Here is a 17,759-nt window from a genome sequence, read left to right as displayed (position 1 = left end):
TCACCACCTCCTACACGCGGTAGATCTTGTCGAGGTCGGTCTCGTTGAGGCTGTCGGTCCGGTCGTACTCGTCCGCGATCTTCCTCAGCGTCGCGCCGAGCTGGCCGAACTCGGTGACCGCACCCTGCACGAGTTGCTCCATGAACGCGCGGAACTCCTCGTACTGGTCGGCTTCGAGCGCGGCGTTGGCGATACCGGCGGCGAACGTCGAGAGATCACCGACGAAGAACGCGGGCAGCGACAGGTGCGAGTCCTCCACCGCTTCCACGATCGGCCGCGCGGCCGCCGCGCGCTGGTCCCAGAGCTTGGCCTCGTCGCGCAATCTCCGACTGACCACCTCGAACTCACCGTTGCCCATGTCCACCCCTGTCCCGCAAGACGTTGAACCCCGAGAAGTAGTCGTCATCCCCACCGTCGTCGCGGTTGTCGGACCTGCGTCGCACCGCCCGAGGAGGAACCCCCGCCCCGGTTCCCAGACCCGCTCGGCCGAACAGCTGCCGGACGTCCTGGGCCAGGACGGCGTCTGCCGCGTGGCTCAGCGCCTGGGCGTTCCCGTGGATCCCGATCGGCCCCCCACCTCGGAGGCGCAGGGTGAGGTAGCCGAGTGGGCTGCGGATCTCGGTGACGTCCGGTGGCACGGCCCCCTGCCCACGCCGGATCTCGTCGTACGCGTCGTCGATGGCGTCGAGCCTGGACCGGGTGCGAGCCAGCCAGTCCTCGATCGGCAGGTCCACGGGGTCGACGTGGACCGCCTGCGGCGCCGGTCGCGTCGGTGGACCGGACGACCGGTGGGTGAGTTCCACGGCGAGCGCCCGTTGGACCGCGGTCACGTAGGTGTTGTAGAGCGCCGCGGGGAAGACGTCCGGCCGCAGGTGGTCCTGCCACCGGGCGCGGAGGCGGACGCTCGTGACCATCCGGGCCTTGTCCACCGTGACGGTGACGGAACCTGTGGGGTCGCGGGCCTCGTATGCGTCGGCCGGTCGCAGCTCGACGCCTCCGGGGCGGGTGAGCTCGGCGAAGTGCGCCCGCGCCTGCGGGCTGTCGGGAACGTTCAGCGCGTGCAGCTCCACGTCGTCAAGCGGCATGGTCCTCCCCCTCGAAAGTCGGCATCCGGCTACTTCCGGTGCGGATCGCCGAGAAAACCCGGTGCGCCACCGGCTTCGAGCGCGTCGGCTGCTTCCCGCAGTCGCAGCGCGATCAGGGCGGGCGTCGCCGGCGCCGCGGTCGCCCACCCACCACTGGTGTCGGCGAGCAGCACCAGCCACCGCCCGTTCGCGGTGTCGACGTAGTTCACCGGGCGCTCGATGCGCTTGCGCCCGCCGGGCGTGCGGACCGCGGAGCACAGGTTCCCGGCACCGGTCCGGGTTCGGCCGGGACCTCCTCCACCGCGTGGTAGATGCGGGAGAACGACTCGATCTGGTCCCGGACCGCGTCCACCAGCTGCTGCAACGACGACGTCGCGTCCTGGAACGCCCGGTTGAGCGGCGCGAGGGTGGTGACGGCCGAATCCGCGGCATTGCCCTGCCAGGCGGCGTCGAGCTCGGCGGCCAGATCCCTCAGCACGCCCTCCCGTGCCGAGCAGCGCTCTTCGAGCCTGGTCAGCTCCTCCTGCGCCGCGGCCAGGTCACCGTTACCGGGCCCGTTGCCGATGCCGATGCCGATGCCGATGCGCCAGTAGATCTGCGCAGCGGCCAATTCACAGACGTTCTCACCCCTCGCCAAGCGGTTGACCGATATTTTCACGTAAAGGCTGTCGGTCACCCCGATGTTCAGCGTGCAATGACCCCGCGCACGTTTGTCTATCTTGTCCGCGTACAACGCCGGATAGCCGCGGACGACCAGCGGTTCGAAGTACCGGTAAACCTCGGGGTCCTTGGCCCACTGCGCGTAGATCTCCGACAACCCGGCCGTCAACGTGGTCATGCGGCTGACCGCGACGGTGAATTGCCGGTCCACCGTCCGCCAGACGCAGCCCGAACTGGCCGGGGTCCGATCACCGTTGCCGGGCGTGGCGAGGTTCAAGGCCGCGGCAGTGTCCGCGGAGATGGCCCGGCACGCGTCGGACAGGAAAGGGTCGGGCGTCAGCGGTTCGGCCACCTCGGGCGCACGTGCGATCGAGGGGACCGCGGACCGCGACGGCACACCGGTCTTTTCCGGCCCCTCGGTCCCCTCTGCCGAAGTCGAACAGGCCGCCAACGACAGAGCGAGGACGCCGACGGTTGTCGCGGCGATCGCACCCCTCACGAGGTCTCCCGCTGCTCGAACGCGTCGGCGGCGCCACGATCCCTCGCCAGGTACTCGTCGCGAGCAGCGGCCAGTCTGGTGATGCAGTCCTCCGCGAAGAAGGACATCGCGCCCACGTGACCCTTGAACGCCGCGACCGCGTCGACCGTCCTGCGCGCCAGAGCGGTGCTGGAGAATTCGTCACCGGGACCGTTCAGGTCGCGCAGGGTCTCCAGCCTCCGGTCGTCTTCCGCCAAGTCGTCGGCGAGCGCCATCCAGTCGCTGATGACGACTTCGATCCCGTTCGGATCGAAAACAAAACCCTGACCCCCGGCGGCGGGCGGAGTGGACACGTGTGCGCAACTCCTCGCGTCGTGCTCCAATGCGGATATCGACATTAGCGTCGGGGTACTGCGCGCACAATGCGCTTCGGTCAGCTTAACTCGAATGGTGGTCAGCCGGACGGGGCACACAATTCGGATGTCCGCCTCATTGCGGCCGAGCAATAGTTGTCCCCGCGCAACACAGTAGGCGCCATTCGAAAGCGGTGCCGACGGGGCGGGTCGACCGACGTGCGAGCGGATCACTCCCAGTCCGCTGTGGACAGCCCGCGACAGCTCTGCGATCAGCGGCGCACAAGCACTCCCGGACCGCACCGCCACAAAGGTCGTCCACAATGGAACACACCGGGGCCGGCACCCGGGTGCGGCGTATTATGATCCACCGATGGTCACCATCGCCGACGTCGCCCGAGCCGCGGGGGTCTCGCCCAGCACCGTGTCCTACGTGCTGTCCGGCAAGCGCTCGATCTCGGAGACCACCCGGCAGCGCGTGCACCACAGCATCCGCGCGCTCGGTTACCGGCCGAACGCGGGCGCGCGGGCGCTGGCGAGCAGCCGCACGAACGTGCTCGCCCTCGTCGTGCCGCTGCGCACCGACCTGAACGTCCCCGTGGTCATGCAGTTCGTCGCCGCCACGGTCACCGCGGCCCGCTCCCACGACCACGACGTGCTGCTGCTGACCGCGGACGAGGGCGCGGAGGGGTTGCACCGGGTGGTGGCCTCCTCGCTCGCCGACGCGATCATCGTGATGGACGTCGAAGCGGCCGAGCCACGCGTGCCCGTGCTGCGCGAGCTGGGCACCCCCGCGGTGCTGATCGGCGTGCCGGACGACCCCTACGCGCTCACCTGCGTCGACCTCGACTTCACCGCCGCCGGGTCGGACTGCGTGCACCACCTCGCCGACCTCGGTCACCGCGACATCGCGCTCATCGGCCCCTCCCCCGCCGTCTACCAGCGCGGCACGAGCTACGCGGGCCGGTTCCTGAGCGGGTTCCGGCGGACCGCCGCGAGCCGCGGCGTAGACGCCACCGCGCTGGCGTGCGTACCGACCTACGACGGCCTCCGGGAGTGCCTGGACGGCCTGCTGGGCGGTCACCGCCCCGTCACCGGCCTGGTGGTGCACAACGAGGCCATCCTCGGCCCGCTGCTCTCGGAGCTGGCCCGGCGGGGCCGGAGCGTCCCGGACGACATCTCCGTGCTGGCCGTCTGCCCGCCGGACGTGGCGCAGGCGCAGGCCGTGCCGCTGTCCTCGATCGACCTGCCGGCCGTCGAGCTCGGGCGGCTGGCCGTCGAGCTGGCGATGCGCCGGCTCGACGGCCCCGCCGAACCCGAGGTCCGGCTGCTACCGCCCCGGCTGACTGCCCGTGGCAGCACCGGTCCGGTGGTTGCCTAGGGTCACCAGGCTCACCTTCCCGGGGTCACCCTGCGCCGCCTCGGTCGCGATCACGGCGAAGGTGAGCGTGTTGCGGTCGCGCAGCACTCCATTCGGGAGCACGAACTCCCGCTGCGGGCCGGCGCCGTTGAGGTACTGGCCCATGTTCCAGCCGTTGACGAAGACCAGCACCCGGTAACCACGCGCGGTGGTGTCCTCGAACCGCAGGCCGAGCGACACGTCGTGCCCGCGCGGCAGGTCCAGCTCGAAGTCGGTGCGGTACCAGGACACGCCCGGCGTCAGCCTGCCCGGCGGCGGCTGCTGCCAGCCGCCGGAGCCGGGCAGGTGCCAGCCGGCTCGTTCGCCGTACAGGCCGCCGGCGTTCATCGGGCCGCGTTCGCCGTCCACGGGCCTGGAGCCGCGGATCTGCCAGGAGATCGGCGCGGTCGAGCCCTCGACCACCACCCCGAACAGGCCGCGGGGCTGCTTGTGGCGGATGTCGTCGGCGGTCCAGTCGTCGTTGTGGCCCATGTTCCCGACCAGCACGGTCAACGTCGCCTGCCGCCCCTGGGTCAGCAGGCCCGCGGGCACGGCGAAGTCGCCGCGCCCCGGATCGGGGTTGACCGGTTCGGAGTCGGCCTGGACACCGCCGGCGGCCGAGCCGAGGTAATGCCCGTCGAGCCACACCTGGTAGTCGCCGCGCCGGCCGGTGATGGCGTTGACCGCGACGGTCTTCTCCGCGCCGGTGGCGGTGAACCGGCCGCGGTACCAGACGTGGCCGTTGTGGTGGCCGTACTCGTCGGCGTACAGCACCGGCAGCGTCTTCGGCTTGATCGGGCTCGCCGTGGTCGTCTTGTCCGCCGTGGTCCAGCCCGACTCGCCCTGGCCGGGCGCTTCGGGGCGGTACCGCCAGTCGGTCAGCTCGGGCAGGCGCACCCGCTGCGGGCCGGGCAGCGAGCCGAGCAGGGAACCGCTCGACGTCCGGCGCACGGGCACCGGCCGGCCGCCGACGGACAGGTGACGGGCCGGGGCGAACACCTCGACGTCGGACGCTTGGTCGGTGTCGGCGCGCAGCGCCAGCCGGTCGCCCTCGATCTCGGCGGAGCGGACCAGCGACGTGCCGCGGACCAGGACCGGGCCGGCCGCGGTGTCCTGCCGCCAGAACCGCGCGGCGGTCTCGTCGGTGCCGAGCAGCAGCAGCACCGGCCGCCGCCCGCCGCCGGTGACCAGCACCCGGGACAGCCCGGTGTGGGTGTAGTCCAGCCGCAGGTCGCCGTCGGCGAAGGAGCCGCGGACCTGTCCGTCGAGGACCTCGACGGTCGGCGCCGAGTCGTAGCGCAGGACGGTGGAGCCCTGCTCGCCGGCACGGCCGTAGAGCACGGCCACGTCGCGACCCGAGACGTCGACGTGCGTGAGGATCTCGGAGCTGGACCACACCAGCCGCTGGCCGCCGAGGTCGTACCCGGCGACGAGGACCTTGGCGTCGCGGCCGTTCACCCGCACGGGCACCTGGTAGCGGCCGTCCGGGGTGGACCAGTCCAGGGTCGTGGACACGTCGTCGACGCCGGCGAGCTCGGCCTGCCGCACCAGCACGAACTGCGTCCCGGTGTCGGGGTTGGCCCGCGCCCGCGTCAGCACGGCGGGGTCGGCGGGCGCCGGCGCGGCCGTCTCGTCGGTCTTGGTCAACGGCGCCACCGTGGTCATGAAGTAGCCCTGCCGCTTGAACTCGTCGTACTTGGCGGTGAGCTGCCGCGACTCGGTGATCGCCGAACCGTAGTCGTAGGAGGTGTAGACGTCGTTCGGCTGCGGCAGCCATCCCCAGGACGTGCCGCCGAACGTCATGTAGTAGCCGTACATCGTGGCGCCGCTGGAGATGGCGTTGTTCTTGTAGAACACCTTCATGTAGTTCGGGCCGGTCAGCTCGCGGCACTTGTCGTACCCGGCGTCGCGCAGGTCGATCGCGCCCGCCTGGTACTCGGCGGCGTACACCGGCGCGTCGTCGCGCAGCCGGCGCGTGACGCCGTCGCCCCACGGTCCCCAGGCGTCCGGGTCGTCGCACTCGAAGGACTGCGGGTAGTCGTCGACACCGGGGATCTGGACCGCGCCGCGGCCGGACGACCAGTTGGCCAGGTCGCCGCCGCAGCAGTTGTTGTGCACGATCGGCACGTCGACGCCGGCGTCGCGGGCCTGCCGCTGGAGGTCCTCCATGTAGGCCGGGTCGACGTTGACCGCGTACTCGTTCTCCACGTTGTAGGCGATCACCGAGCCGCCGCGCGACACCTGGTGCCGGGCGATGATCGGGTTGATGTGCGCCAACCACTGGCGGTAGGCGGCCGTGTAGCCCGGATCGCTCGACCGGGCCCGGCCCTCCACCGCCTTCAGCCACGCCGGGAAGCCGCCGCCGCTGGTCTCGGCGTTGATGTACGGCCCGGGCCGGGCGACCACGTACAGGCCCAGCTCGTCGGCCATCCCCAGCAGCCGGTCCACGTCGCGCACACCGGTGAAGTCGTAGACGCCCGGCGACGGCGAGTGGTAACCCCAGTGGAAGTACAGCGACACGCCGGTGAACCCGGCCGCCCGGATCTTCTCCAGCACGTCACGCCACAGCTCGGGGCTGGGCAACCTGAAGTAGTGGAACTCGCCCGACCACAGCATGACCCGCTCGCCGTCCACGGTCAGCGAGTACCGGTCGTAGGAGACCACGTGCCGCTCCTCGGCCGACGCGGGAGCCGCGACCACGGGGGTGGTCGCGGCCAGCGAACCCGCTAACAGGAGCACGGCCGCCAACAGCCTCACCGCACCCCTCGCAGCGTCAGGGCGCCGCCCTCGGCGCTGACGAGCACACCGTCGGGGTGCGAGCCGACCGCGCCGCCGTCGACCCCGTCGACCGCGGTGGCGCCGACCAGCAGCAGCCCCCAGCTCGACGGCGCGCCCTCGGCCTCGACCCGGATCTCGTCGCCCTGGCGGTGGGTGCGGAACGTGGCGCCGCCGACCACCGTCACGTGGTCGCCGTCGGCCAGCCGGTACGCCCGCAGCGTGACGCCCTCGGCGTAGTCGTAGTCCGGCCGGTCGTCGACCGCGCCCACCGGCAGGACCGCGTTCGGGCGCACGAGCACCGGCGCGGTGAGGAAGTCGCAGCGGTCGCGCACCCAGCGCGGGCCCTGCACGGTCTCGCCGGTCAGCAGGTGGGTCCACACGCCCTCGGGGACGTAGTACGACACGTCGCCCTCATCCGAGAACACCGGCGCGACCAGCAGGTCGTCACCGAGCATGTACTGGCGTTCGAGGTGGGTGCAGCCGGGGTCGTCCGGGAACTCCACCACCATCGCCCGCATCATCGGCACGCCTTCGGCGGCGGCCTGCCGCGCGGCGCCGTCCAGGTACGGCATCAGCCGCAGCTTCAGCTTCGTGAAGTGCCGCAGCACGTCGACGGACTCCTCGTCGAACAGCCACGGCACGCGGTACGACGAGCTGCCGTGCAGCCGGCTGTGCGAGGACAGCAGGCCGAACGCGATCCACCGCTTGAACAACGCGGCCGACGGCGTGCCCTCGAAGCCGCCGATGTCGTGGCTCCAGTAGCCGAACCCGGACAGGCCGAGCGACAGCCCGCCGCGCAGGCTCTCCGCCATCGACTCGTAGGTGGCCTCGCAGTCACCGCCCCAGTGCACCGGGAACTGCTGCGAGCCCGCCGTGGCGGACCGGGCGAACACCACCGCGTCACCGTCGCCGCGCCGCTCGCGCAGCACCTCGAACACGGTCTGGTTGTAGAGGTGGGTGTAGTGGTTGTGCATCCGCTCCGGGTCGGAGCCGTCGTGGTAGACGACGTCGGTCGGCACGCGCTCGCCGAAGTCGGTCTTGAAGCAGTCCACGCCCTGGGCCAGCAGCGCGTCCAGCTTGGCCGAGTACCACGCGCGGGCGGCCGGGTTGGTGAAGTCGACCAGCGCCATGCCCGGCTGCCACAGGTCCCACTGCCACACGTCGCCGTTCGGCCTGCGCAGCAGGTAGCCGTTCGCCTTGCCCTCGGCGAACAGCGGCGACCGCTGCGCGATGTACGGGTTGATCCACACCGAGATCCGCAGGCCCCTGGCGCGCAGGCGGTCGAGCATCCCGACCGGGTCGGGGAACGTGCGCGGGTCCCACTCGAAGTCGCACCAGTGGAACTCGCGCATCCAGAAGCAGTCGAAGTGGAACACGCTCAACGGCAGGTCGCGCTCCAGCATCCCGTCGATGAACCCCGACACCGTCTCCTCGTCGTAGGACGTGGTGAACGACGTCGACAGCCACAGGCCGAACGACCACGCGGGCGGCAGCGCGGGCCGTCCGGTGAGCGCGGTGTACTTGCGCAGGATCTCGCGCGGCGTCGGACCGTAGACCAGGAAGTACTCCAGCTCCTGGCCCTCGACGCTGAACTGGACCTTCGACACCGCCTCGGAGCCGACCTCGAACGACACGTGCCCGGGGTGGTTGACGAAGATCCCGTAGCCCGCGTTCGTGAGGTAGAACGGGACGTTCTTGTACGCCTGCTCGCTGCTCGTGCCGCCGTCGGCGTTCCAGATGTCGACGGTCTGGCCGTTCTTGACCAGCGGCCCGAACCGCTCGCCCAGCCCGTAGACGGTGTCGCCGACACCCAGGACCAGCTGCTCGCGGACGTGGTGCGCGCCGTCCACCGTCATGAAGCCGATGCCCTTGACGCCGCTGCTGGTCAGCGAACGGCCGTCGGCGGTGAACTCGACCCGCCACTCCTCGCCGCGGCGCACCCGCGCCGACAACGCGCCGGCGGTCATCACCACCCCGGCGTCGTCCTCCACCACCTTGGCCTCGTGGGCGCCGTCGGCGGCCAGCGAGAACACCGGCTCCTCGGGCGTCCCCCCGGCGAAGTGCGTGATCTTCACGCCGATCACGTCGGCCATCGGCGAGGTGAGCCCCAGCGTGACCGCCGGGCCCTTGAGCGTGTCGCCGCGGTGCCGGATCGGACGGGTCGACGCGTGCACGACGACCTCCCCGTTCCCCGCGGCGACGTCACGCACCTCCACCGGGTGGGCGGCCTCGACCCCGGGCCGCAGCAGCCAGTACCCGTCGCTGAACTTCACTTGACCGCTCCTGCCGTGATACCGCGGGTCAACGCCCGCTGGAAGATGAGAAAGAAGACGATGGCCGGGACGACCCCCAGCAGCGCCGAGGCGCTGGTCATGGTGGCGTCCATCATCCGCTGGCCCTGGAGCACGCCCAGCGCCACCGGCACGGTCTGGTTCTCGTTGGAGATCAGCAGCACCAGCGGGAGGAAGAACTCGTTCCAGGTCCAGATGAAGAAGAACACGAACAGCACGCCCAGGGTGGGCCTGCTGATCGGCACCACGATCCGCACCAGCGTCTGCCACTTGTTCGCGCCGTCGATGCGGGCCGCCTCCAGCAGTTCGCGTGGGAAGCCGCCGAGCGTGGAGGTGAGCAGGTAGGTGCCGAACGCGGCCTGGACCACCGTGAAGATGATGATCACGGCGAGTTTCGTGTCGTACAGGCCCACCTCGTTGGCCAGGAAGTACAGCGGGTAGGCCAGCGCCTCCTGCGGCAGGGTGTTCGCGATGAGGAACACGACCAGGATCCACAGCCGGCCCTTCACGCGGCCGATGCCCAGGGCGTAGGCGTTGAACACCGACACCACCACCGCGAGCACGGCCACCGACCCGCTGATCACCACGCTGTTGACCAGCTTCTCGCCGAAGTCGACGCGCTCCCAGAAGGCGACGATGCCGTCCAGCGAGATGCCGGTGGGCAGGTCGAGCGGGCCGCCGGTGGAGTACTCGGCCGGTGTCTTGACCGCGTTGAGCGCGACGAGGACGAACGGCGCCAGCATCACCGCGGCCAGCACGATCATCGACCACAGCACCGCGTGCCGCCTCATCAGCGCTCACCCCGGTTCTGCACGCGCAGGAACACCGTCGTCAGGATCAGGATCAGCACGGTGAGCACGGTGGCGATGGCGGCGCCGTAGCCGACCTGGGTCTTCTCGAAGAAGTTCTGGAACGAGTAGTAGGACGGCACGTTCGTCGACCCGCCCGGCCCGCCCCTGGTCAGCACGTAGATCGGCGCGAACACCTTCAACGCGGCGATCGTGCAGGTCAGCAGCACGACGAAGATCTCCGGCCGGATCTGCGGCACGGTGACGTGGAAGAACCGGCCCCACCACGACGCGCCGTCCAGCTCCGCGGCCTCGTGCAGCGACGGGTCCACGCGCTGCATCCCGGCCATGAAGATCACCACCGGGTAGCCGACCTGGATCCACAGCATCACGCCCATCACCGACCACAACGCGAAGTCCGGGTCGCCGAGCCAGTTCCGCGCCAGCGAGTCCAGCCCGACCGCGCGCAGCACCTCGTTGAGCGCGCCGTCCTGCGGCGCCAGGATCCAGCTCCACACGATCCCGGCCACCGCGATCGGCAGCACCTGCGGCAGGTAGACGCACGCCCGCAGCACGGCGGCGTGCGTCGACCCGAAGTGCTTGCCGATGAAGTCGAACAGGGCGGCGGCGATGACGAGCCCGGCCAGGGTCGGCAGGATCGCCATCGCCACCACCAGGCCGACGTTGTGCCGGAACGACGCCCAGAACGTGCCGTCGCCCATCAGCCGGGTGTAGTTGTCCAGCCCGACCCACTCCGGGGCGCCCGCGCCGGACCACTCGGTGAAGCTGATGCCGATGTTCATCCCGAACGGCACCAGGATCACCGCGAGCAGCAGCAGCCCGCCGGGGATGAGGAAGAGCAGGTACGACCCGCGGTCGCGGATCGAGGCGGGTACCAGGCTCATTTGCCTACGCTCGCCGTGTTCTCCTTGTAGTAGTCCGCCATCTCGGTCAACGCCTCGTGCGCGCCGATCTGCCCGGTGATCACCTTCTGCACCGACGACACCTGCGCGTCGTAGAAGCCGGGTGCGGGCCAGTCCGGGTAGAACGCCAGCTCGTCGGCGTCGCTGATCGCCTTGAAGTCGTCGTTGAGCTGCTTGGTCCTCGGGTCGGTCGCGGGGGTGCCGCTCGGCGCGACCGCGATGCCGCCCGCGTCGCGCAGCTTGTCCTGGATCGCCGGCGACATGGTGATCTCGATGAAGTCGTAGGCGAGCTGCTTGTTCTTCGAGCCCTCGGGCACGACCCACAGGTTGCCGCTGGACCCGGCCGTCATGCCCGGCCACGGCACCGAGGCCCACTCGAAGTCCTTGACCTGCGCCTGCACCCGGCCGTACCACCAGCTGCCGCTGATCATGATCGGGTTCTTGCCCTGCATGAACGACAGGCCCATGTCCTCGGCCTTCACGCCGGCGGAGTCCTTGGAGAAGTAGCCCTCGCGCAGCCACTCGGCGAACCTCTCCGCGCCGAACACCCACGGCTTGTCGTGGAAGTCCACGTCACCGGTGTAGCGCTGGAACCGGTTCACCCAGTCGCGGTCGGCCTGGGTCAGCGCCAGCTGGTACCACAGTTGCGCGGCCGGGTACTCGGCGCCGCCGAGCGCGAGCGGCGTGACCCCGGCGGCGACGAACTTCTCCATCGCGGCGGTCAGCTCGTCCAGCGTCCTCGGCGCGGCCAGCCCCTGCTGGTCGAACATGGTCTTGTTGTAGTAGACCATCACGTACTCGGCGTAGTTGGGGACGCCGTACCACTTCCCGGACCCCATCACGCCGCGGTCGTCGTACTTCGCCGTGGTGTCGATGCCCGGCCCGAGCTTCTTGTCCCACCCACGCTTGGCGACCTCTTCGCTGAGGTCGGTCAGCAGGCCCTGCTTGGACAGCAGACCGGTGGTCGCGTTGCCCTTGTTGTACTCCAGGATGTCCGGCGCGTCGTTGGAGTTGAGCACCATCGAGGCCGTCTTCTGGATCTGCTCGAAGCCCTTCTCCTCGAACTGGACCTTCACGCCCGGGTGCGAGGCCTCGAACTGCTTGATCGCCTCCGCCCAGGCCACGCCCATGGCGCTGTCCGGGCCCTCGTAGTGCCACAGCTTGAGGGTGTTGGGGTCGGAGGCCCCGTCGGAGCCACCGCAGCCGGCCACGGCCAGCACGGCCGCGACCGCGGCCACCAGGAGACGCTTGGACATCAGGATGATCCCTCCACGGTGAGGTTGTCGATCCGGGCCTTCCCCGTGAAGACCAGGTAGACGTCCTGCCGACCGGTCGCGCCGCGCAACGGCGACGTGACCGCGGTCCAGGAGTGCTCGTCGGCCGTGGTCGGCACCGCGAGGGTGCCCACCAGCCTGCCGGTGGGGCCGCCGAGGCGTGCCTCGACGGTCGTCGGCGCGTCCGGGTTCGCCACCCGGGCCGTCAGCGACCGGGACGACCGGCCCAGGTCGACGTCCTCGAACGCGACCCACTGGCCGGGCGCGGTCGAGGCGACCGCGGTGCCGCGTTCCTTGGTGGTGTCCACCAGGGTGACGCCGGAGTAGTCGTCGAAGTTCTGCGCCTGCGTGGTCTTGCGCAGGTCGCGCGGGGGGATCGTCTCGCCGCGCACGCTGATGGTGCGGGTCAGCGGACCGACCGAGAGCTCGTGCGGCGCGCTCTCCACCACCGGCTTCTCGCGGGTCACGTCCCAGAACGCCAGGTCGGCGGCGCGCACGGTCAGCTCCACCGTCTTCGTCTCACCGGGCCGCAGCTCCACCCGGTCGAACGCGCGCAACCGCTTGATCGGCTGCTGCACCCGCGACTTCTCCTGGTGCGAGTACAGCCGCACCACCTCGGCGCCCGCGCGCCCGCCCTCGTTCGTCACGTCCACGCGGACCTCGACCTCGTCGGAAGCGCCCACCACGGCCCGGTCCACCCGCAACCGCGAGTAGCCGAACGACGTGTAGCTCAGCCCGTGCCCGAACGGGTACAGCGGCTTGCCCGTGAAGTACTGGTAGGTGTGCCCGGACTTCGAGATGTCGTACCGGAGCTTGTCCGGCAGGTCCGCGTCGGACCGGTACCAGGTCTGGGTCAGCCTGGCGCTCGGGTTGTGGTCGCCGAACAGCACGTCGGCGATCGCGTGGCCGGTCTCCTGGCCCGCGTGCGTGGTCCACAGCACCGCGGGCAGGTCCGCGGTGTCCCAGTCGCCCGCGTACGGGTAGCCGCTCTCCAGCACGACGATCGTGCGCGGGTTCGCCTTGCGCACCGCGTCGATCACGGCACGCTGACCGGCCGGCAGCACGGTGGTCTTGCGGTCGTCGTCCTCACGGCCGTTGATGAACGGCATGCTGCCGACCACCACCACGGCCGCGTCCGCGCCCTTCGCCGCCTCCACCGCGCTGTCCACACCGCTGCGCACGACCTCGCGCCCGAACTTCGTCGCCGCCGCCGGCGTCTCGGCGGTCACGGCCAGCCTGCCGTCCGCGCCGACGACCACGTACCTGGTCCGGCCGAACCACGATTGCGTGACGTCGTTGCCCGCGTACCGCAGCACGGACGAGCCGTCGGCCTGCGCCACGAGCTGGAACTGCTGCTGGACGAACCAGCCGTTGGGCTGCGTCGCGTTGTTGACGAGGCTCCGCCCGTCGCCCAGGGACACCGTCTTGCCGTTCGCGGCGGCCCGCAGCGTGACCGTGCCCTCGCCCCAGTCGAACACGTCGAACCCGCTCGCGTCGCCCGGCGTCACCTCGGTGGCGGTGAGCGCGGCCCCGGAGTCCGAGGTGGACGCGGTGACGTACTCGCCGGTGGCCAGGTCCTTCAACCGGATCCGGTCGACGCCTTCGCTCGACGTGACCGCGGCCCGTTCGGCGAGACCCTTCACCGGCGTGACCCGGTAGGGCATCGTGCCGGAGTACCAGTCCTCGTAGAGCGTGTCCGCGAGCTGACCGACGACCGCGACCTCCTTCGTGTCCGTCGTGGACAGCGGCAGCGTGTTGTTGTCGTTGCGCAGCAGCACGACCTGCTCGGCGGCCACCTCGCGGGCGAGCCGCCGGTGCTCCGGCGCGTCGATCACGTCCGGCGTGATGCCCGCGTACGGGTTGCGGCCGGGTGGGTCGAACTCGCCGAGGCGGAACCTGATCGACAGCACGTGCCGCGCCGCGTCCTCGACGTCGGCCATCGTGATCAGGCCCTGGGCGACCGCGGCCTTGATCGACGTCGTGGTGGGGGCGGAGTCCCGGTTGTCCTCGGTGAAGCTGTCCAGGCCCGCGCGGAGGGCGGCGGCGTTGCCCTCGACCCGGTTCGGGTGGTACCGCTGCGCGCCGGCGACGTTCGACGCGCCGCCCGCGTCGCCGACGATCATCAGGTCCTCGTCGGTCCAGGAGCGCACGACCTCGTCCAGCTCGTGGCCGACGTGCGTCGGGCGGCCGTTGACCAGGTTGTACGACGCCATCACGCCGGTCGCCGCGTCCGCCGAGACGGCCGGCTTGAAGGCCGCCTCGTCGTAGTCCTTCAGGATGCGCGGCGGGACGGTCGAGTCGACGGTGACGCGGTCGTCCTCGACGTTGTACGCCACGTAGTGCTTCACCGTCGGCGCGGCCTGGAGGTAGTCGGGGTGGTCGCCCTGGACGCCTCGGCCGAACGCGGTGGAGATCCGGCCGGTCAGGTACGGGTCCTCCGAGTAGCCCTCCTCGTTGCGGCCCCACCTCGGGTCGCGCAGCAGGTTCACCACGGGCGCCCACAGGTTGAGGCCGTTGAGCGCGGGGTCCTTCGCGTGGAAGCCGCGGGCCTCGCGCCCGGTGACCGCGCCGACCCGCTCGACCAGGCCGGGGTGCCAGGTGCTGGCCAGGCCCAGCGCCTGCGGGAAGACCGTCGCCTCGCCCAGCCAGGCCACGCCGTGCAGCGCCTCCGTGCCGGTCTTGAACGCCCCGATCCCGAGCCTCGGCACCGCCGGTTGGTACTGGTGCAGCAGCGACACCTTCTCGTCGACCGTCAACCTGCCGAGCAGGTCGGCGATCCGGGTGGCGCGCGGCAGGTCCGGGTCGCGGAACGGGAGCTCACCGGCGTGGGCCGGCAGCGGGGCCGCGAGCAGCAGCCCGACCAGCGGCAACAACAGCGAGCGGCGGACCCTCGACACGACCGTCCCCCTCCGTCTTCGGGGAAGCCGTGGAGCCCCCTCGCCATCGAAGCGCTTCGACTGGCGACCCTAGAGGGCCGGCCGTGACGGGCGCAACAGGCTGCCAGGGTGAAGACCGACCACACTGATCCATCTGACGCCACCTCGGTCCACGCACGTCGCAGCGCGGGGCGGCCCGCCACCCGGTTCTTCGGATCGGGCTACCGCCGGGTGATGAGCCACCTGTCGTTGAGCCTGCGGAGCAGCACCGGGCCGGTGGAGACGGCCCCGCCACGACGCTGCCCCGCCCGCGGTGGAGCGGGCGGGGCAGCGGTCGCGGTCAGGCGGTGAGCAGCGTCAAGCCGTAGGTGGACAGGATCTCGTTGATCGGCTGGAACCAGGTCCGGCCGCCGGACGAGCAGTTGCCGTAGCCGCCGGACGTGACGCCCTGCGCCTGGTCGCCGGTGATGAACGAACCGCCGGAGTCGCCGCCCTCGGCGCACACGCTGGTGCCCGCCATCTGGTGCACGTCGCCCTGCGCGTAGTGGATGGTCTCGTTGCGGGACTGGATCACGCCGCAGTGCCAGCGGGTCGTGGAGCCCGAGCGGCAGACGGACGTGCCGACCGGCGCCTCCCACGAGCCGCGCACGAGGGCGTCGCTGACCGTGCCCCAGCCGAGCACGACGGGCGCGTTCCACCAGCCGCCGCCGGTGCGGACCCACGCGTAGTCGTTGCCGGGGAACGAGGAACCGGCGAACTGGCCCTGCCAGGACCGGTCCCAGCCGTACACCTGCGCGCCCGTGCCGCCGCAGTGGCCGGCCGTGACGTACCCGCCGTGCACCGAGAAGCCGATGGAGCAGCGGACGTTGCCGGTGTAGTACGGGTCGCCGCCGACGGTTCCGGCGGCGAACGGCACGGGCGCGGTGACGCCCTCGGTGTTCACCTCGATGGGGCCGAGCTCGCGCGCCGCGGCCAGGAAGCGCGCGACCTCCGCGGTCTGCACGCCGGGCTGGACGTCGACCACCACCGCGCCGCTGCGCGGGTCCGGGTGCCAGCTGGTCACGGCCGCGGGCACCGCGCCGGAGGCCGACAACGCGTCCACGCGGTCCTTGACCCGGTCCAGCTCGGCCGCGGTCCGGCCGACCAGCCGCGCCTGCGCGCCGGTGGCCCGCACCCGTTCGGCGGCGGCGGTGTCGGTCACGCCGACCACGAGCACGCCCTTGTCCTGGTCGAACCAGCTGCCGCCGAAGGACGCCCCGGCCGCGGTGCGCGCCGAGGGTGCCCGCCGGGTCGCCTTCGCCTCCAGGTCGAGCCTGGTCCTGGCCTGCTGCTCGGTCAGCCCGAACGCGGTCCGCATCGCGGACACCAGGCCCGGCGACAGCTGTTCCGCCGCCGGCTCGGCCTGGGCGCCCGGGGCGGCCACCAGCCCGCTCACCGCCAGCGCGGCGGCCACACCGATCTTCGTCAACGTTGTCATTCGCACGCGGTTCCTCCTCGTCCACAGGGAGGCGCCCGTCCGATGCAGGTCGGCCGGACACCTGGAGCAAGCTGCGAGAGAGCGCTCTCACAGCCTGCTGGTTCAGACCATGCCAACACCGACTGCCCGTCGTCAATCCCCTGCGGTGGACCGGTCCTCACGCCGTGCGGGCGCGATCCGGTGCTCCCGGAACCGGTCGGTGGTTCCGCTCGTCGCGATCGGTCACCGGTGATCGGCGAAACTCCGCCCGTGACGGCGCGACCCGTGCTTACCCTTGCCGGGCTCGAACCCGAGCGCGGATCGACAGGGGGGAAGTACCCGTGCACCTGCACCGAAGACTTGGCGCCGTGTTGACGGTGGCCGTGACCACGACCGCGGTCCTGACCGGCACCGCGCAAGCCGCCACCACGATGACCGACCTGGGCGTGCTGCCGGGCACGACCGGGGCCATCGCCATGGGCGTGAACAACGCCGGCGTGGTCGTGGGTCGCTCCGTCGGCGACGGGTGGGGACGCGCGACGAAGTGGACCGCGCCCGGCAGCACCACCGACCTGGGCGCGCTGCCCGGCGGGCAGTACAGCATCGCGACCGGGATCAACGGCGCCGGGGTGGCCTCGGGCCACTCGGAGGTGACCGGCGGGACCAGCCGCGCGGTGCGGTTCGACCCGGACGGCACGATCACCGACCTGGGCCTGGTCCCCGGCTACAGCGACAGCTTCGGCCTGGGCGTCGACGAGGCCGGTGTGGTGGTCGGCGAGGGCTGGGACCGGTCGACGGCCGGCCGCCGCGCGGTGAAGTGGGACGCCGACGGTGTGCTGACCCCGTTCGTCCTCCCCAACGGGACCACCAAGAGCCTCCTCGGCGGGGTCGCGCCCAACGGCATCGCGGCGGGCAGCGTGTTCGTCACCCAGCAGGTCGAGAAGGCCGTGCGGTGGAACCTGGACGGCACCTTCACCCTGCTGGCCTCGCTGTCCGGCGGCGGCAACACCAGGGCGATCGCGGTGAACCGGTACGGCCAGACGGCCGGCTACGCGATGACCGCGAACGGCTACCAGCACGCGGTGCGCTGGACCCGCGAGGGCAGGATCATCGACCTCGGCGCCGCCACCCCGTACAACAGCATCGCGCGGGGGATCAACGAGAACGGCATCGTCGTCGGCGACGCGCAGGACACCTCGGGCCAGCACCAGCCGACGCGCTGGAGCGCGAGCGGCGAGGCGCTCTACCTCGGGGTGCCGACGGGCGCCTACGCGGGTAGCGCGTGGGCCGTCAACCGGGCGGGCGTGATCGTCGGGTTCTCGGGCCAGCAGGGCCCGAACCGCGCCCTGCGCTGGTACGCGGGCTGATCCGCGCGGGGTGCCGTCCGGTGTGGACGGC

The 17,759-nt window shown here is 71.2% G+C and carries 14 protein-coding genes; 2 read left to right on the top strand and 12 right to left on the bottom strand.

The genetic code is table 11. From position 1 onward, the window contains the following. Positions 1–10 precede the first annotated feature (10 nt). Genes ACQPYE_RS18575 through ACQPYE_RS18555 form a run of 5 tightly spaced genes read right to left on the bottom strand, consistent with a single transcriptional unit; the run spans position 11 to position 2,576 of the window. Positions 11–358: a hypothetical protein gene (locus ACQPYE_RS18575; RefSeq protein ID WP_498722652.1), complete on the bottom strand. Its 348-nt coding sequence runs from the start codon at positions 356–358 to the stop codon at positions 11–13. After that, positions 345–1,085, bottom strand: a complete 741-nt coding sequence (locus ACQPYE_RS18570; protein WP_498722651.1) for a hypothetical protein — start codon at positions 1,083–1,085, stop codon at positions 345–347. The genes ACQPYE_RS18575 and ACQPYE_RS18570 overlap by 14 nt, the downstream gene beginning before the upstream one ends. A gap of 29 nt (positions 1,086–1,114) precedes the next feature. After that, a complete protein-coding gene (locus ACQPYE_RS18565; RefSeq protein WP_498722943.1) occupies positions 1,115–1,345 on the bottom strand; it encodes an ESX secretion-associated protein EspG in 231 nt (76 codons plus the stop codon). Continuing rightward, positions 1,291–2,244 (bottom strand): DUF3558 domain-containing protein, encoded by a 954-nt coding sequence (locus ACQPYE_RS18560; RefSeq protein ID WP_498722649.1) that lies wholly within the window; start codon positions 2,242–2,244, stop codon positions 1,291–1,293. The genes ACQPYE_RS18565 and ACQPYE_RS18560 overlap by 55 nt, the downstream gene beginning before the upstream one ends. Further along, positions 2,241–2,576, bottom strand: a complete 336-nt coding sequence (locus tag ACQPYE_RS18555) for a hypothetical protein (protein ID WP_498722648.1) — start codon at positions 2,574–2,576, stop codon at positions 2,241–2,243. The genes ACQPYE_RS18560 and ACQPYE_RS18555 overlap by 4 nt, the downstream gene beginning before the upstream one ends. Positions 2,577–2,949: 373 nt before the next feature. Between ACQPYE_RS18555 and ACQPYE_RS18550 the strand changes: the two genes are divergently transcribed. Beyond that, positions 2,950–3,957, top strand: a complete 1,008-nt coding sequence (locus tag ACQPYE_RS18550; RefSeq protein WP_498722646.1) for a LacI family DNA-binding transcriptional regulator — start codon at positions 2,950–2,952, stop codon at positions 3,955–3,957. On the opposite strand, the gene ACQPYE_RS18545 is transcribed toward ACQPYE_RS18550, so the two are convergent. The 7 genes from ACQPYE_RS18545 to ACQPYE_RS18515 form a co-directional block, all read right to left on the bottom strand. Beyond that, a complete protein-coding gene (locus ACQPYE_RS18545; protein WP_498722644.1) occupies positions 3,907–6,732 on the bottom strand; it encodes a beta-galactosidase in 2,826 nt (941 codons plus the stop codon). The two genes, ACQPYE_RS18550 and ACQPYE_RS18545, sit on opposite strands and share 51 nt — an antisense overlap. Next, positions 6,729–9,026 (bottom strand): alpha-xylosidase, encoded by a 2,298-nt coding sequence (gene yicI / locus ACQPYE_RS18540; RefSeq protein ID WP_498722642.1) that lies wholly within the window; start codon positions 9,024–9,026, stop codon positions 6,729–6,731. Before yicI ends, ACQPYE_RS18545 begins: the two co-directional genes overlap by 4 nt. After that, complete coding sequence (locus tag ACQPYE_RS18535) at positions 9,023–9,835, bottom strand: carbohydrate ABC transporter permease (protein WP_498722640.1); 813 nt, start codon at positions 9,833–9,835, stop codon at positions 9,023–9,025. Before ACQPYE_RS18535 ends, yicI begins: the two co-directional genes overlap by 4 nt. Continuing rightward, complete coding sequence (locus tag ACQPYE_RS18530) at positions 9,835–10,737, bottom strand: carbohydrate ABC transporter permease (RefSeq protein ID WP_498722639.1); 903 nt, start codon at positions 10,735–10,737, stop codon at positions 9,835–9,837. Before ACQPYE_RS18530 ends, ACQPYE_RS18535 begins: the two co-directional genes overlap by 1 nt. Further along, a complete protein-coding gene (locus tag ACQPYE_RS18525; RefSeq protein ID WP_498722638.1) occupies positions 10,734–12,011 on the bottom strand; it encodes an ABC transporter substrate-binding protein in 1,278 nt (425 codons plus the stop codon). Before ACQPYE_RS18525 ends, ACQPYE_RS18530 begins: the two co-directional genes overlap by 4 nt. Then, a complete protein-coding gene (locus tag ACQPYE_RS18520; protein WP_498722636.1) occupies positions 12,011–14,926 on the bottom strand; it encodes a glycoside hydrolase family 3 protein in 2,916 nt (971 codons plus the stop codon). The genes ACQPYE_RS18525 and ACQPYE_RS18520 overlap by 1 nt, the downstream gene beginning before the upstream one ends. Positions 14,927–15,245: 319 nt before the next feature. Then, positions 15,246–16,382, bottom strand: coding sequence for a S1 family peptidase (locus tag ACQPYE_RS18515; protein ID WP_498722634.1), 1,137 nt, complete (start codon positions 16,380–16,382; stop codon positions 15,246–15,248). Positions 16,383–16,729: 347 nt separating this feature from the next. Here ACQPYE_RS18515 and ACQPYE_RS18510 point away from each other — a divergent pair, with 347 nt between their 5' ends. Next, positions 16,730–17,728, top strand: coding sequence for a hypothetical protein (locus ACQPYE_RS18510; RefSeq protein ID WP_498722632.1), 999 nt, complete (start codon positions 16,730–16,732; stop codon positions 17,726–17,728). The last annotated feature ends 31 nt before the right edge of the window (positions 17,729–17,759 follow it).

The organism is Actinosynnema sp. CA-299493 (assembly GCF_050946825.1).
GTDB lineage: Bacteria > Actinomycetota > Actinomycetes > Mycobacteriales > Pseudonocardiaceae > Actinosynnema.
Note: the sequence above shows the minus strand (reverse complement) of the source record. Positions and strands in the feature narration are given on the sequence as shown.

Coding starts and splice junctions, on each gene's coding strand:
- ACQPYE_RS18575 (WP_498722652.1), bottom strand. CDS start 358: ATGGGCAACGGTGAGTTCGAGGTGGTCAGTCGGAGATTGCGCGACGAG.
- ACQPYE_RS18570 (WP_498722651.1), bottom strand. CDS start 1,085: ATGCCGCTTGACGACGTGGAGCTGCACGCGCTGAACGTTCCCGACAGC.
- ACQPYE_RS18550 (WP_498722646.1), top strand. CDS start 2,950: ATGGTCACCATCGCCGACGTCGCCCGAGCCGCGGGGGTCTCGCCCAGC.
- ACQPYE_RS18535 (WP_498722640.1), bottom strand. CDS start 9,835: ATGAGGCGGCACGCGGTGCTGTGGTCGATGATCGTGCTGGCCGCGGTG.
- ACQPYE_RS18530 (WP_498722639.1), bottom strand. CDS start 10,737: ATGAGCCTGGTACCCGCCTCGATCCGCGACCGCGGGTCGTACCTGCTC.
- ACQPYE_RS18525 (WP_498722638.1), bottom strand. CDS start 12,011: ATGTCCAAGCGTCTCCTGGTGGCCGCGGTCGCGGCCGTGCTGGCCGTG.
- ACQPYE_RS18515 (WP_498722634.1), bottom strand. CDS start 16,382: ATGACAACGTTGACGAAGATCGGTGTGGCCGCCGCGCTGGCGGTGAGC.